The organism is Pedobacter sp. 01T416_2 (assembly GCF_056398925.1).
On sequence record NZ_JBFTQI010000001.1, the window covers coordinates 21,451 to 36,631 of the forward strand.

Annotated in this window: 14 protein-coding genes; 2 read left to right on the plus strand and 12 right to left on the minus strand. The window is 39.1% G+C overall.

What is annotated here, in order from left to right; translation table 11 throughout:
• The first annotated feature begins 159 nt into the window (after nt 1–159).
• A complete protein-coding gene (locus tag AC1DPQ_RS00085) occupies nt 160–1,665 on the plus strand; it encodes a S41 family peptidase (protein WP_477607424.1) in 1,506 nt (501 codons plus the stop codon).
• 183 nt (nt 1,666–1,848) lie between these two features.
• Here AC1DPQ_RS00085 and AC1DPQ_RS00090 read toward each other — a convergent pair whose 3' ends face one another.
• The 6 genes from AC1DPQ_RS00090 to AC1DPQ_RS00115 form a co-directional block, all read right to left on the minus strand.
• On the minus strand, nt 1,849–2,649 hold the full coding sequence (locus AC1DPQ_RS00090) for a hypothetical protein (RefSeq protein ID WP_477581605.1): 801 nt from the start codon (nt 2,647–2,649) through the stop codon (nt 1,849–1,851).
• 80 nt (nt 2,650–2,729) lie between these two features.
• Complete coding sequence (locus AC1DPQ_RS00095) at nt 2,730–3,719, minus strand: hypothetical protein (RefSeq protein WP_477581606.1); 990 nt, start codon at nt 3,717–3,719, stop codon at nt 2,730–2,732.
• 158 nt (nt 3,720–3,877) lie between these two features.
• Nucleotides 3,878–4,177: a hypothetical protein gene (locus tag AC1DPQ_RS00100; RefSeq protein WP_477607426.1), complete on the minus strand. Its 300-nt coding sequence runs from the start codon at nt 4,175–4,177 to the stop codon at nt 3,878–3,880.
• A gap of 19 nt (nt 4,178–4,196) precedes the next feature.
• Nucleotides 4,197–4,763 (minus strand): hypothetical protein, encoded by a 567-nt coding sequence (locus AC1DPQ_RS00105; protein ID WP_477607428.1) that lies wholly within the window; start codon nt 4,761–4,763, stop codon nt 4,197–4,199.
• Between the two features lie 37 nt (nt 4,764–4,800).
• The gene (locus AC1DPQ_RS00110; protein ID WP_477607430.1) at nt 4,801–5,328 is read right to left on the minus strand and encodes a hypothetical protein; all 528 of its coding nucleotides are present in this window, start codon (nt 5,326–5,328) and stop codon (nt 4,801–4,803) included.
• 10 nt (nt 5,329–5,338) lie between these two features.
• Nucleotides 5,339–5,668 carry a DUF4870 domain-containing protein gene (locus tag AC1DPQ_RS00115; protein WP_477581611.1) on the minus strand — a complete coding sequence of 110 codons (330 nt, stop codon included), beginning with the start codon at nt 5,666–5,668 and terminating at the stop codon, nt 5,339–5,341.
• A gap of 264 nt (nt 5,669–5,932) precedes the next feature.
• On the opposite strand from AC1DPQ_RS00115, the gene AC1DPQ_RS00120 reads away from it, so the two are divergent.
• Nucleotides 5,933–7,744, plus strand: coding sequence for a hypothetical protein (locus tag AC1DPQ_RS00120; protein ID WP_477607432.1), 1,812 nt, complete (start codon nt 5,933–5,935; stop codon nt 7,742–7,744).
• Nucleotides 7,745–7,794: 50 nt separating this feature from the next.
• On the opposite strand, the gene AC1DPQ_RS00125 is transcribed toward AC1DPQ_RS00120, so the two are convergent.
• The 6 genes from AC1DPQ_RS00125 to AC1DPQ_RS00150 form a co-directional block, all read right to left on the minus strand.
• Nucleotides 7,795–8,766 carry a sterol desaturase family protein gene (locus tag AC1DPQ_RS00125; protein WP_477581619.1) on the minus strand — a complete coding sequence of 324 codons (972 nt, stop codon included), beginning with the start codon at nt 8,764–8,766 and terminating at the stop codon, nt 7,795–7,797.
• Nucleotides 8,750–8,950 carry a hypothetical protein gene (locus AC1DPQ_RS00130; RefSeq protein WP_477581620.1) on the minus strand — a complete coding sequence of 67 codons (201 nt, stop codon included), beginning with the start codon at nt 8,948–8,950 and terminating at the stop codon, nt 8,750–8,752. The genes AC1DPQ_RS00125 and AC1DPQ_RS00130 overlap by 17 nt, the downstream gene beginning before the upstream one ends.
• 13 nt (nt 8,951–8,963) lie before the next feature.
• A complete protein-coding gene (locus AC1DPQ_RS00135; RefSeq protein WP_477581621.1) occupies nt 8,964–9,116 on the minus strand; it encodes a hypothetical protein in 153 nt (50 codons plus the stop codon).
• A 26-nt stretch (nt 9,117–9,142) separates the two neighbouring features.
• Nucleotides 9,143–10,624 (minus strand): RagB/SusD family nutrient uptake outer membrane protein, encoded by a 1,482-nt coding sequence (locus AC1DPQ_RS00140; protein ID WP_477581623.1) that lies wholly within the window; start codon nt 10,622–10,624, stop codon nt 9,143–9,145.
• 13 nt (nt 10,625–10,637) lie between these two features.
• A complete protein-coding gene (locus tag AC1DPQ_RS00145) occupies nt 10,638–13,769 on the minus strand; it encodes a SusC/RagA family TonB-linked outer membrane protein (RefSeq protein ID WP_477581624.1) in 3,132 nt (1,043 codons plus the stop codon).
• Nucleotides 13,770–14,590: 821 nt separating this feature from the next.
• Nucleotides 14,591–15,181 (minus strand): mechanosensitive ion channel family protein (locus AC1DPQ_RS00150; RefSeq protein WP_477607434.1); only part of this gene is annotated, 591 nt, incomplete at its 5' end.

The following is a 15,181-nucleotide window of genomic DNA, read 5'->3' on the forward strand; positions in this document are numbered from 1 at the left end:
CATGCAGTGGGGAATCTTATTGCCTTGGGGTTTAAGATCTGCTATTATTTTGAAATAAAAATAAAATCACAAATGTTGGTTAATAATCTAGCAGTGGATGATTGAAATTTTAGTTCCCATTTAACTTCCAGTATATTGCATGTAAATAATCATCCTGCAATGAAAACGCATCTTGTGAAAATCTTTGTTTTCTTTCTAATGGTCATTGCCTTCGGTTGTGGAGGCAATACTTCAAATAAAAGAAGGAGCGTAGTTACTGAAACACTTGGTAAAAATATGCTTAACGTAAAAAGCATGCATGATGATCTATCTGTTTTGTGGTCGGTAGTTAAAGAATTGCATCCTGGCTATGGGTTTTATACCTCACCTGCAGATCTGCAAAAGGCCTATGATAAAACTTATACCTCAATAAAATCGCCACTTACCGAAAGCCAGTTTATCGATCAGATTTATCCTTTTATTTGCGGGTTGAGGTGCGGGCATACGCAGTTAAAACATTCAGCATTATTTAAGCCATCGGCCAATGAAAAGGTTCCCCACCTCCCTTTTAAAGTACTGGTAAGGAACCACCGTGTATGGATAACGATGCATCAAACAACCGAGGTGAACACAGGAGATGAAATTATCGATATTAACGGAATAGCGGTTTCGGCAATAATTGAACATGGATATGGTTTGTATTGCGGAGATGGTTATGCTGAAACATTTAAAGAACTATTTCTGAGCGAATATGACGGTTTTGAAGATGCCTGTAATAAATGTTACCATTGGCCAGGCCCATATCAGATTAAACTTCGTACCGCTAATGGTGCAATAAAAAACATAAATGTGAAAGCGGCAGAAGATGGGGCAATAGCAGAAGATCCGAAGTTAAAACCAGTCGATAATTTTGCAAACTGGGTTGTTGTCAAGGATATTCCTGATCGTCGGCTGAGGTTTTTAAAAAAAACAGCCACCGCATGGTTTTCGGCACCTCCTTTTGCATACGCAGATACTGTTGTGTATAAAAATGCTTTTGCATCGATCCGAGAAAAAGGAATCAAAAACCTGGTGTTAGATTTAAGGCACAATACAGGTGGTGACATCAGGGTAGCTACACAATTGTTATCTTACCTCGCCGATTCCTCTTTTAACATTGTTAAGGATGTGAAATCAAGAGTTGCCGATCTGGCACAGAACCGTTTTTCAAAATATTTTGATACAACCGTAACGCAAGGATTTGTGCTGGGCTTTAAAACTGGCGGTAAAGAAGGTAATTGGTATCATATTAATGCAACCCCTGCATTTGGCCGGATTTATGGGCCTTTTCAACTGGCAGAAAAGGATCATTTTAACGGGAACCTAATTGTTTTAATTGATGGTGCTACCTTTTCGTCGGGCGCATTGCTTACGGCTGCTTTAAAAGCACAACGGAAGAATGTTAAATTTATAGGAAGGGAAACCGCAGGCACTGAAGAGGGCTGTAATGGGGTAACCCTTCAGAAACTAACCTTGCCCAATACCAAAATTGCAGTCGATTTTCCTTGGATGAGGGTAGTTTCGATGGCTAAAAATCCAGTTAAAGGGAGAGGTATTGTTCCCGATTATGTTGTAAACTACAAACCCGAAGATGTGGTGCGCAATAACGATGTAGATTTAAGAAAAGCATTGAGTTTGGTTAAATAGATTCGAGATTTTGTCCTGCTGAACTTGTTTTACAAGTAGAAGTAGTATTTTCAATTGTCTTGTAGCTACTACGTGGTCAGCAACTTTATGGTAACGACGGCAGATCTGAACCTGAAAATCGGGAAAACTTGAGCATCAATTTTCTGTTGTACAAAAGGAATAAGCTTTTCCCATTCTTATTTTTCACTCCTGCCTAAAACGCTTTAGGGTACCATCGTTATTGAATTGCAGGTCGTAGCGCTCGCGGCTGCCATTTATTGTGGAAGGAAACCAACGCATACCATCATCCCAAATTGAAATGTAGGCCGTAGTGGTGGGTTTTGCACCTTCAACCTGAGCGGCTTTATCATTATAAATTTGCATTACCTTGTGTGCATCTGCAAAATTTATTTTACTTAAAGGAAATGTCCTGCGCTCGATATTCCTGGCCTGTACAGGTTTTGGATCAGACCAATAACCATCTTTGTATTGGTATGCATCTACATATTTAGGGTTTTCCGGATGCTGTAAGGCCAGTTTAATGGAGCCATCCTCATAAAAGTGTACAGATTCATATATCACAATTTCTCTATCACGGTATTGTGGCAGCCGCCTTAGTTTCTCTTCAGCCTGTGCTAATTGTGAAGCACTTAACATTCCTTTCCTGACTTTTGCTGTTGGTTTTTCTGTATTGCTGTTTTTTGCCCCTGGCTGAGGCAGGTTCATATCCTTTAAAAATTCATTTACCCTTTTTTGGATTTCCTTGCTATCTGCTGGTGTTTGCTTTTGTTTTAATAGTTCCAGATCATGAAAAAGTTCTTTTGCCTTGTCCTGAAGTTCTGGCGTTTTAACCGTATCACCGTTTATCACCACAAATTTCTCCTGATGATGATGTGTAGAAGTTGTCGTTTTAGTGGTTCTGGTATATTCGCCTTCTGATCCGATACGGTTTTCTTTATTGTATTTTTTAGCCAAAGAATCGTTTGGATGAAAGGTTTCGTCCACACTTTTTGTGACCTGTTTGCAGCTCAAACACAGGAGGCAAGACAATATGATCAGGCTGGAGATGTTGTTTAAGTTTTTCATCAGAATTCTCCTTTAATTTCGTTCAGGTCTTTTTCAAGGGCAATTTTCTGTGGATTTTCTTTGAGGTAAAAAATGGATACATGTTCCTGTTTGGTTATATCCAGATCGAGCAGGTCAACAATCTTTTTTAGGTTTGCCTTATATTTTTGGTTATGTTGATCGGTAAATTCCAGTTCAAAGTTAATCATTGGCTGTTCGTTAATAAAGGTTCCGGTCTGGCTGGCCTTAATCAACCTGGCAGTTGTCCGGATACCTTTAAATTTGATTGGGAACAATTCATTTGGCTTACCCCAAAATTTGCTTTGGATAATAGTACCTAAAAACCGGTAAAAAAGAAGTACTGCGGGGCAAACCAATAACGGATGACCTATGCTCATAAAACGCCAGCCCATGCCTTCGCTTTCTGAGGAATAGGAATAAACAAAATAGCCAGCAACGATACAGGTAAAAGTGAGCCAACCCAAGTTAACCAGCGCTACTATGGTTTTGTTTATGCTCACTTCTGTACTGGCGATAATGAGATAAGGGACTTTGTTTGCTTCCTTATCCAACAGTATGCCCACGGTTTTACCAACCTCATAGCGGCGTTCGTAAGGTTTTGAATCGTTTATTGTGGTTTTTTGCCTGATTTCACTACCCGCCAGATTTTTAAACTGGAGTGTGAGTTCATAGGCATCATAAGCCACTTTAGGTTTTGACACTTTTACAGCCTCTATAATTTTGGCTTCACGTGGCTCACCGGTATTTTTGAGTTTTTCTATATTGTGCTTTATCGAAAAAGTACGGATTACCCATTTACGGTAATAGCCTATTAAAAGAATAATCCATAATAACACAGCAACCGCTACCAAACTTAACGATAGCCATGGGTCGCGTTCCATCAAGTTCGGCATGTTGTCGCTCTTAATGTTGTAATATAACAACATCGGGAAGGGAATGGCAAAAAACAACATGTAAAGTATCCAGAATATCGAAAGTCCTTTTCCCATAATTGTTTAGGTTAGATGGATTACAAAATGATGATTTTTCCTTAATTGCGCTGTATTTTGTTTTTATTGTAACGGAAATTAAAGAATGTGGCCAATTTCTATATTTTCATTTCCCTGATCATCTGCTTCCAGATATAGCCTCCAGTTTAATTTTTCGGCTAATTTAAAAATGTTTTAATGTATAGCTCCTGATCAAGGGTCTTTCCTTTGGCACAAACAATGGCAATCAAATTAATAAAGCCTGTTTTCTTTATTGAAGAAGCAAAATTTCCATCTTTTGCTTCTGCCAAAATAATGTCGACCCAAGGAAAATGATCTGCATTGCTTAAGGTTTGATGATTTTTTCGAACGAAATTCCCCGTTTGTAACAGCACATTCATTACGCTATCGGCTTCTATTTTTACAGCATGCTCCCGATCGCTTTTAATGTTATAATAGTTGTATTTATCGCTCCACATTGTTACTTTATTGCGTAATTTATTCTTCCTTAAAATACCCTCCAAACCATTGATCAAAGTTTTCTTTGTGTTTTTGCTGGGCGGTGTTAATCAACTCATTGGGCGCCTCAATCCGATCCAGGTTGTAATCGCCTTTCATCCACTTTAAATATTCACCCAGATCTTCACTTTCTTCATAGCTTTTCTCATCTTTATAGAAATAGGTTTCCTCAGAATCAACCCAGATTTCGGTATCATAGGTGAGTAAATGTAAAAACTGTTGAATATTTTCTGCAACAATATGAACTCCTCCTTCGTCTCCAAAAACCACAACAGGCATTTGGTTTAAACCTTTATTAGTTCCATCGTTCCAAATCGCATAAAACGAACCCGAACCGTTTGCCTGTGCAAAGGGCAGTAACTGGTTTAAAAAATTTTCATCTTCACTCCAGCTTTTTAAGCCCGATTTATCATCGATTAAAACACCAAAGCCTTGAGCATAATTTTCGAAGGAAGAGATATTATTTTGGAAATAAATCAGTTTTTCCAACTCGCTCGGGACCTCGGCTAGGCCTAAATTTTCTTTAAATTCTATTATGTTTAGCATTGTATTTAAATGATTAAGTCACAGAATGGATGAATTGCTAAAGAGGCATCTTTTCTACTGCAATGTTATTGTCCTTAGCATATGCATCTGCAAGTTTCCATAGCTTATTGTATTTCTCAATAAATGAGTCATAGGGTTTGGTATCGAGTTCAGTTAAGGCCTTGTTGATGTTTTCCTCGGGCCCATGTTTATCTATCATTTTGGCTATTTTGAGATGCTCTTCCTTGTAACTTGTTAAAACATAGTTGTGCAGTATTATTGAAGCATCCAGCATAGGTTTTGTTTCTGGAGTTGGCTGCAGTTTCTTTACTTTCTCCAAGTTCTTTTCGGCCCTGGCAATCGAATTTTTCATGTATTCTTCGCAATTGGTAACTTTACCGGGACCAGATACCTTTTTAAGATATTCCTGATAGCCTTCAAAATAGTAAGTGCCAAAACGTGATATATCATTGGCGTTTAAGGCTGCCTGGTCAAAATATTCTTCGGGGGTATTTACCCTAAGGTTGCATGCAGTGATGGTCGAGACCATCACCATTAGCATGACATTTTTGATGTTGAGGCGCATAAACTTCTTTTTAGTATTTACCAACAAATGAAGACTTGTCTTCGAACCATTTACCAATAAGTGGAACGGGTTTTAGTGCACCATTAGCCGCATTGATAATCCCCATAACCCAAAGAATGATAAATGCATAACCAACAAACCCCAAAAAAGATAAACTGGGCACTACAAGGGCAATGATGGTAAACGCTATGTTGAAAATGATACTCACAATGGCGAGGCCTAACGACTGTCTTAAGTGATATTTAAGCAAATTGTCAGCTTTATCTTTTCCCATAAAATAAGCTACTAACCAACCGATAAGGGTGATGTAAGAAATGATTGAAAGGGTTTTGTTGTCCATGATTTCTGTTTTTTTAGATTGAAAAATTATTTAGTTCAAATTTGGAGTTAATCATCGCTCTTTAAAAGAACTTGCCGCCTACAGAACATCTACTGTATTTTTTAAAAACGTCTACAATACATCTACAGGTATTCTTAAGTTGTTGTTGGTTAGTGTTTTATGTTTTTTAGTTGTTTTCAGCTTTTGTCTACAATTTTACCCAAGCTCCAATCTTTATACTAATTTTACGATATGAAGCATCTGGTTTTTAAAAACATATTACTCTTGATTGGGATAGTTATAGGTTGTTATACGGCCCAGGCGCAAAGCTTATTGGATAGTACAGCGCTCGATCATTTAAGTGAGAAGGATAAACCAGCCCTGCTTACGCAGTTGGCAGAAAGATATAGGGTTAATGCAAACTATGCAGCCGCAATTGTAAAGGCGCAACAAAGTGTAAGTTTGGCCATAAAACTCAAAAACGCTACCGAAGCCACAAAAGCATATGCCATGCTGACTAATGTTTATGCAAATATGAAGCAGTTTGCTTTGTTGAAAAAAACAAGCGATACCACTTTAGCTATTGGGCAAAAGGCACAACAGCCTATTGCCTTAGCTTATGCTTATTATGCGCAGGCTTTATTTTACAATGCTATCGACAATAACGAACTGGTAACTAAGTATTGCCAGATGGGGCTTAAAATGTTGGAGAAAAAATACGATCCTTATCTTACTGCTAAAATATATTACCAGTTATATGCACTGAATACGAGGTGGGACGGCGTAAAAAATGTAAATAGATACGCTCAAAAGGCTACTGAAAGTGCACTTAAAACTACCGACTATAACCTATTGAGTAACTGTTATATTGCACTGTCGGTAGCTGCCGATTACAATTTTGTAGCAACCAAAAGAGAATTACAGCGGGATAGCATTATTTACTACTTAGATAAAGTGCAAGATCTTTTTAAACAGTACCCTCAATACGTTGCCAGAAAAACATACGCTATGGCTTGCATCAATAGTGCAGATTATTATTTGAAATACTTCCCTGATACAGATCAGGCTGCGAAAGCAAATGCCATTCGGTACGCAAATATGGCCAACGACGTAATGAGAGGAGTGCTGAATGGGGAAGAGGTTAGGGCGAGTAGTTTGGGAATTTTGAGCGAATACGCCAAAAGAGATAAAAATACAGCCATGACTGAAGGGTATTTACAAGAGGCCTATAGTATGATGAAAGACCAGCAGGCGCCATATTATTATACACTGATCAATATTGTAACGGCATTATCCAGCTTTTATGAGCAAAATGGCAATTACACAAAGGCACTTGAGTTTCAGAAAAAAGCAACAGCATACAACAGTAAACTCTTTGATCAGAAGCAGGCTTTGAATGCCCAAAAACTAGAAGTACAATACGAAACTGAAAAAAAAAACAATGAGGTGAAGCTGTTAAAGCAAAGTGAAAAATATGCGCAACAGCAAAAGTATCTATACATTGGTATTGCGATCGCTTCTTTGCTTGGCCTGATATTTATGTTCCGTTCCTATCATTTCAGGCTTAGGTATTCACTGCAGCGTGAAAAACAGCTGCRTCTGGAAAAGCAGGATGCTGAACTGCAGATGAGGCTGGAAAAGGAAGAGCAGGCAAGGTTAAAGGTAGAGCAACTGTTATTGGAAAGCCAGCAACAACAATTACAGAAAGAAGTAATGGCCAATCAGTTACAATTGGAACATAAAAAAGAGATGCTTTTTCAGATCAAAGAAAAGCTCAGTGCCAACGATCAACTGAATATTAATAAAATCTGGAATGAAGAACTGCTTTTGGATAACGATTTTGAGGAAGCAAAATTTCAGATCCAACAGGTACATCCAGAATTTTTCTCGCTGTTAAATCAAAGGGCACAACAAAAACTCACCCCACTCGATCTAAAACTCTGCGCTTATCTGCACTTGAAGATGGATACCAAAAAAATTGCCCAGCTGATGCATATCGAAGCCAAAAGTGTGCGCATGAGCCGCTACCGGATTAAACAAAAGTTAGGTTTAGGGAAAGAAGAGGATTTGAACTTGTTTTTGCAAAATGTTGGTTAAAACATAATCCTAATTTTAAAGGTCGGAATTAAAAATTCCGACCTTTAAAATTAGTTCTTTACCAATGTAGGTTTAGGCTGGTAATAAAATTCTTCTTCTTCAAAAGTATCTTCATCTCTCTTTTCCGTGTGATTAGCAGGTAAAAATTCATCTACTCTTACAACAGGGCCATTTTTAGCCAACTCACTACCGGCAACTTTCGATTTAAAAATAGGCCATAACAATTGTGCATACCATTGGTCGCCTTCGTAATGCGAAATGCCATAAGCCTTAGGGTATTTGCGCGTAATTAAAGCTGTTCCAAAAATAATGTCCCATAAGAAAAACATATTGCCAAAGTTGCCCTTGTAGTAACCCACGCCATCATCTGTTGTGGCCGCATGGTGCGCATGGTGGGTAGCTGGTGTAGAAATTGTTCTTTCGAGTACCCAGGCCAGTGGGTGCAGTATTTTGTATTTGTAAAAAGGTTTATCCCACGGAATGCTCGAGTGAGCCAGGGTGGTAATGGTACCTTTAATTCCTCTTACCACAATGGCAGGTATGCCAAGTCCTAAATATACCAGGGCTGTGGTTAAGTAGGTTTGTGAAAAAAACAGGGTATAAATGGCATTCTGCCTGCTGGCCATGGCCATGCCCATATACGATGCAGAATGGTGGGTACGGTGAAAACGCCATAACCACGGAATTTCATGGTGCAGCCTGTGGTACCAATACTGGGTAAGATCATCGGCAATGGCAATAATGATGCAACCCCAAAAGAAAGGGACCCACTCAAAGGTATTCTTTAAACCAGGCAGTACGGATGGTAAAAATTTTAGGCCATAGTAGGCCACAATTGGCCTGATCACCAATCTTGGCAGGGTAAAGCAGGCGATATCAACAAAACGTTCGTTTTTTGGCCACTTACCTTTATATAAGCCAAAAGAGAATTCGAGTACGCCAATAAAGAATACTAAAAAAGGAAAACCGAAACCATTTAGGTTTTCGATTATGTTTTTGATAAAATTAATCACTGGTTCCATTGCTTGATGAATTTTTAGGGTTTACAGATTTAGTTTTTTCAGCTTTGTGCTGTTGTTTTAGCCAGGGCCTGTCGCCGGTAATGTAAAACGTAACGAACATTAACACAATAGGCAATACATAGATAAAGAGGCTTAATACCGCATTTCTAATGATTTTTTGCCGGGTTTTTTCTTCGATTTTCATGGTTCATAGGATTTTAGTTTTTGTTAATGGTTTGTGGTGCTGGCTTGTTGCCAAGTAATCGCTGGGTAAGGTAAAGGCCACCAAAAATGATGATAAAGGGGATCAGCGTTACAATAATGCCCACCAATATCTTTTTCCCTAAGATGCTAAAGTCTGATGCTGTCATTTTTTTCTTTCTTTTTAAATTAATAATTAATTATATCCCGGATTTTGTGTGAGTAGCGTATTGAGTTCTCTTTCGGTTTGAGGGATAGGAAACAGGATGTTTTTTGAGGAAACAGCCAATTTTTCGGGAATTTTTTTGAGGGCATCTACATAAATATTACCACCCTGCCTTACCAGATCGAACCAGCGATGGCCTTCCTGGATAAATTCTTTTCTACGCTCTAAGAAAACAGAGTCTTTAAATGCATCTGCAGATAAACCAGGCGTTAAATCTGCAATTTTTGCCCTTGCCCTTACTTTGTTAATGGCATTGTAAGCCTCGGTGCTTGGCCCGCTGATGTTGTTTACCACTTCTGCGTAAAGCAGCAATATATCTGCATACCTGATTACAGGATAGTTTACCCCGCTCTGTGCCTGGGTATTTAAGGGGCTTAAGGTATAATCAACAAATTTGTTGAAATATGGCGTATAGGCATTTTTAAAAACCACATACTTGCCTGTTGCCGCATTGTAAACAGAATCATAAAAAGTGGTTTCGCGTCTGGTATCTATAGGAGAAAAAAGTTCGTAAACACTTTTGTTGGCAGGTACATCAATGGGGAAAGTTCCTGTATTAAATGAAGTAAAACTCTGACTGAGATTTTGTACAACATTTTTTGCCCCCAGATTACTTTCAAACTGTACAGAAAAAATATGCTCGATGCCGTTCTTGGTTGCTTTTTGAAAAACATCTTTATAATTAGGAAACAGTGCATAACCGTAACCACCGTTTATTATGGTATTGAGTTCGGTAAGGGCTTTGGGCCATAATTGCTGCGTAACATATACCTTTGCCAGCAGTGAGTGGGCTGCGCCCGATGTTGCTCTGCCTAAATCGGCTGTGCCATAATTTTTTGGCAAACTGGTGGCATCTGTTAAATCGGCAATAATCTGCTGGTAAACTGCTGCAGTAGCACTTCTTTTAACCAATAAATCTTCAATATTTACACTTTTAGGCTCGTGCAGTACCAATGGTACATCGCCATATAACCTCACCAGGTTAAAGTACAGCAGGCCCCTTATAAATTTGGCTTCGCGCACCAGCCTGTTTTTTAAAACGGTATCCGCAGAAACATTGGATATATTATCAATCGCAATATTGGCCTTATTGATGCCGAAGTACAATTGTTGCCATACTTTCTGTATCCGGCTGTTAGAAGGGATATACGTTGATACACCTAAAGCCCGCACATCAGGGTTGGTATTGCTCGGACTAAAAATCTGGTTATCGCTTGCATTTTCTACCAATAGGTTTAATTGGCGGCCATATAAAGGGAAATCGCCGTTCGGGTCGCTGTTTAAAGAACTATAAACGGCATTAACTGAAGAAATCGCATCCGATTGTGTTTTAAAAAACTGCGAACTTACAATAACTGAACTCGGGTTTTCTTCGAGTTTTTTGCAGGCTGTAGCCGTAAATATTATGATTGTTAATAACCAGATTATAGGATGGGTGATTGTTTTTTTCATCTGTATATTAATTTTATAAAGTAATGGATAAGCCAGCCAAAAAGGTTCTGGTGGCCGGGTATGTTCCAAAATCGATTCCCTGTTTGGTATTGTCATTGTCGTAAAAATTTACCTCAGGATCCAGGCCAGTGTATTTTGTAACGGTGAACAGATTTTGAACGGACACATAAAATCTTAAATTTTTAAACTTGATTTTATTTGCCCATTCTGTTTTAAAGGTGTAGCCCAATGAAACGTTTTTAAGCTTTAGGTATGAGGCATCTTCAATTAGGCGGTCGGTTACCTGTGGTACCGGCGAGTTGGTGGCGCGTGCAACAGTCGCATCCTGGTGTTGTGGTGTCCAACGGTCTAACAATGTTGCCGATGCGTTTTGGGTAAGGGTAGGGCGCTCTAAACTTTGCTGAAGCAAGTTAAATACCTTGTTGCCATAAGAACCCTGGAAAAATATCGACAGATCTATTCCCTTGTAATTAAAAGTATTGTTTAAACTGCCTGTAAACTTTGGCTGTGCACTACCCAGGTTATGTTTATCGGCAGTGGTAATAATACCATCCTGGTTGCTATCTACATATTTTGTATCGCCAGCCTGCTGCGGTACACCTCCCAACAGTGGTGTGCCATTAGTAAGATCGGCCGTTTTTAAAAGTCCGTTCGTATTATAACCCCAAAAAGTACCAACCGGCAAGCCAACCTGTACAATTACGGGCGACACCTGTCCTGTTGGCGCAACGGGGAAAAAGCTTTTTACATTTTCTCCCAGGCTTAGCACCTTGTTGCGATTGGCACTAAAAATCAATGTGCTTTTCCAGTTAAAAGCGGGTGTTTTTATATTTTCGCTATTCACAGAAAACTCAATACCACGGTTAGATACACTCCCGATATTTTTTAGCGCGCTTGCATAGCCGGTGTATAATGGGAGCGGCACATTAAGCAATAAATCGGTTGTTTTTTTGTAATAAGCATCAAAGGCAATGGTTATCCGGTTGTTTACAAAGCCCAAATCTAAACCTGCATTATACTGAGTAGTGGTTTCCCATTTCAGGTCCGGATTGGCAATTTGTATGGGCGATATGCCAGTAACCAGTTTCCCGCCAAGGTAATAGTTGGTTGGCGACAATGAAGAGAGCGAACTGTATGGCGGTATTTCCGAATTGCCTGTTTGGCCTGCACTTAAGCGAATTTTCAGGCTGTTAACTATATTTTGGAGCGGTTTAAAAAATTCTTCGTCGTTAACATTCCACGAAACACCTACAGAAGAAAAGAATCCCCATTTATTTTCTTTACCAAGTTTGGAAGAACCATCGGCCCTTTCGGATAAGGTAATATTGTAGCGGTGCAGGTAAGAATAGTTAATACGTGCAAGAACCGAGTTAAGGCTCGAACTGTGGGCAGCTGAGTTGGGCAGGTTGGCAATACCAGCATAAGATAAATTATCAAACGTGGTTAAATCGTTGGGAAACTGTTGCGCTGATGTGGTAAAAGATTTACCATTTTCGTACTGCGTAGAATAACCCACAAGTGCATTGAGGAAGTGTTTATCTCCGAAAGTATGGTTATAGGTAAGGGTATTTTCGTTCAGCCAGCTTAATGCATTGCCCGAGCCCAGGGCAGCATAGCCTTTGGTAGCATAACCTGTAGATCCTCCTGCCGGTGAGGCTGTAAAAGAAGGGGCATAATATTGCTGATTGGTGTTCAGGATATCGACCCCTGCCGTAACTTTAAGTGTTAGATCTTTTAAAATTTTATATTCGGCTGCAATGTTGCCCAATATCCGGTTGAGGGTATTTTGGTTTGTAGTGGTCACTATATCCTGTAAGGGATTAGTTGGCACTGCATTTAGTGGATTACTGATATTATAGCTGCCGTCGGCATTTTTAATTGTGGCAATAGGGCTGGTGAGGATTAAGCTTGCATAGGCATTGCTAAAGTTAATGCTGTTGTATGCACTGCCCGGTAGCTTGTTCTCTATAGATCTGCTGCCGAAAAAATTGACTGTAACTTTAAATTTTTCTGAAATGTCTTTCTCGTAATTAATCCTTGCTGAATATCTTTTATATCCTGAATTTGATATTACACCGTCCTGATTAAAGTAATTGCCCGAAATTAAATACCTCGATTTTTCATCTCCCCCTGAAACAGAAAGCTCTTGATTAAAGATTGGTGCGTTACTTAAAGCCGAACCTTGCCAATCTGATCCTGAACCAAACGTAGCTATTTGTGCATCGTTATAAGTTTTCGGCACACCATCACTTGTATTTACATCGTTTATTAAGGTTGCCCATTGTGCTCCATTTAGTAAATTGAGCTTTCTTGCTACGGTTTGCGTACCGTAATAGGCATTATAATTTACGTTGTTTACACCTTTTTTCCCTTTTTTTGTGGTGATGATAATTACCCCATTGGCTCCTCTCGATCCGTAAATGGCTGTTGCTGATGCATCTTTTAGTACTTCTACCGATTCGATATCGCTTGGATTAATGGTGGAGAGTGCGTTTGAACTGGTGCCAATGGAACCAACGTTAGCATTGTCGTTGTTGTTGTATACAATAAAACCATCTATAACGTAGAGCGGCGCATTACCAAATGAGATGGAATTACCGCCCCTGATCCTCACCGTGGCTGTACCGCCCGGTTGCCCCGAGTTTTGTGTTACGCCGATACCAGAAACACCGCCTTGTAGCATATTATCGAAACTTGCAGCGGGTTGTGCCAACAGGTTTTTGGAAACCGAGCCTACCGATCCGGTAACGTCGCTTTTTTTCTGGCTGCCATACCCCATTACAACAACATCGTTCAGGCTACTTGCTTTTTCTGCCAATAGAATGGTAATCGGGCTTCCATCAACCACAATCTCTTTGGTTTGATAACCAATAAAACTTACTATGAGGGTATAAGGGAATTTTTGTCCGGTACGGAACGAAAAGCTTCCATCGGCTGCGCTGGTTACGGCATGTGTAGTTCCTTTTATGGCCAAAACCACATTGCCGATAGGCTGTTTCGTTATCGAATCTTTTACTGATCCTATTAACGTTGAGTTAATGATTGGGGTACTTTGCTGTGCGCTTGCATTTTTGGTAAAGATGGCAATTGCAAGAAATACCATCAGCCTGGTGGCTATTTTTTTTCTATGGATAGATTTTTCCATATATTTATACAGTTTTATTTAATGATTTGAATTGTTAGTAAAACACTTGATAACCAGAAGTGATTGGCGTTACGCTGGTTATCGAATAATATCCGGCAGGGCTTCCCTGTCGGTTTTGTTTTTTATGATAGACACTATCTCATTTTGTACGCTGTTTAGAAAAGATACACTTCTGCAGTTAGCCTTAGGCCAGTAATTATTTAAAAAAGAATGGGGGTGAGGAGCGCTGCTGTATTAGCAACAACAGGAAAGGCACATTCGCATGGAAACAAATTGTAAATGGTGCATTGTAATTTAATTTATCGTTAATATAATTAACATCATTTTGACAAATATATAAAAAATTATCAAAAAGACTACAAAAACTATAGAATTTATAGTTTTTGTAAAAAAAGCCATTCATGTCTAAAATGAAATTAAAGACGCTGTTAAATAAACAGCAGTGTGGAGTAATTATTCTAAGTTTTTTAATCGTGGTGTTGAGGAGGATATTCTAATTTCTTTACGCTCTTTAGGAGAAGAAAACTTGTAAAACAGCAGCCAATAAGTGATGGCCATAATCAACATACCTAAGAGCGCACTGATTATATCATTCCTTTTCATACTTGTTTCGCTACAAAAAAAATGCCGATACGCCGATATTGATCCCAATAATTGTTTTTCTTCTTCTTTTTTATCGATTTCTTAATTTTTTAAGAACAAAGTGAGAAGTCTGCTTTTCGGAAATGAGGAGGGCTTTGGCTATAGTGTAAACAAAAAAAGCCAAAATAATAGGACTTTTTTTGTGGCGATAATATATTATACCCGGAGGCAATAAAGTTTTATTTCTTTGGTAGTGCGTTGGGGTTATTGGTATTTTCTGTCCTAAATAATGGTGCCTGATAATCTTTTGGTAAGTAATCTGCTGGAATGGTGGTGGCATTTCCATCTCTGAGCGCTTTATAATGTGGTGACATAATTTCTACTCCGGCCTGGTTAAACTGATCCTGTATGTTTGCATGCAAAGCAGAATAGATTACGGCCTGCCGGTTTGGCGATTTAGTAAAGGCATTTAATCTATAGCTTACATAATAATCGTCAAGGCTGGTTTGGAGCACATATGGCTTCGGTTCAGCATCAACAAGTTCTGTTGCTAAGGCTGCATTAATGAGCAGTTCGTGCACTTGCCTCCAGAGCACATCATAACCAATAGTTACTGTGGTATGGATGATGAGCCCCTTTTCAAGCGCTTCAATACTAAAATTTACCGTATGGTTATTCATCACGGTCGAGTTCGGGATAGAAACCACCTCATTCTGAATAGTGCGTACCCTGGTAACCAGTAATGTTTTTTCAATAATATCTCCTGTAACTTCTCCAATCTTTACCCGATCGCCTATCCTAAAAGCCCGCATATAGGTGAGTACCAGGCC

Bases quoted from the DNA above. Each gene is read 5' to 3' on its own strand.
- AC1DPQ_RS00085 (WP_477607424.1), top strand. From the start codon at position 160: ATGAAAACGCATCTTGTGAAAATCTTTGTTTTCTTTCTAATGGTCATT.
- AC1DPQ_RS00095 (WP_477581606.1), bottom strand. From the start codon at position 3,719: ATGGGAAAAGGACTTTCGATATTCTGGATACTTTACATGTTGTTTTTT.
- AC1DPQ_RS00100 (WP_477607426.1), bottom strand. From the start codon at position 4,177: ATGTGGAGCGATAAATACAACTATTATAACATTAAAAGCGATCGGGAG.
- AC1DPQ_RS00105 (WP_477607428.1), bottom strand. From the start codon at position 4,763: ATGCTAAACATAATAGAATTTAAAGAAAATTTAGGCCTAGCCGAGGTC.
- AC1DPQ_RS00110 (WP_477607430.1), bottom strand. From the start codon at position 5,328: ATGCGCCTCAACATCAAAAATGTCATGCTAATGGTGATGGTCTCGACC.
- AC1DPQ_RS00115 (WP_477581611.1), bottom strand. From the start codon at position 5,668: ATGGACAACAAAACCCTTTCAATCATTTCTTACATCACCCTTATCGGT.
- AC1DPQ_RS00125 (WP_477581619.1), bottom strand. From the start codon at position 8,766: ATGGAACCAGTGATTAATTTTATCAAAAACATAATCGAAAACCTAAAT.
- AC1DPQ_RS00130 (WP_477581620.1), bottom strand. From the start codon at position 8,950: ATGAAAATCGAAGAAAAAACCCGGCAAAAAATCATTAGAAATGCGGTA.
- AC1DPQ_RS00135 (WP_477581621.1), bottom strand. From the start codon at position 9,116: ATGACAGCATCAGACTTTAGCATCTTAGGGAAAAAGATATTGGTGGGC.
- AC1DPQ_RS00140 (WP_477581623.1), bottom strand. From the start codon at position 10,624: ATGAAAAAAACAATCACCCATCCTATAATCTGGTTATTAACAATCATA.
- AC1DPQ_RS00145 (WP_477581624.1), bottom strand. From the start codon at position 13,769: ATGGAAAAATCTATCCATAGAAAAAAAATAGCCACCAGGCTGATGGTA.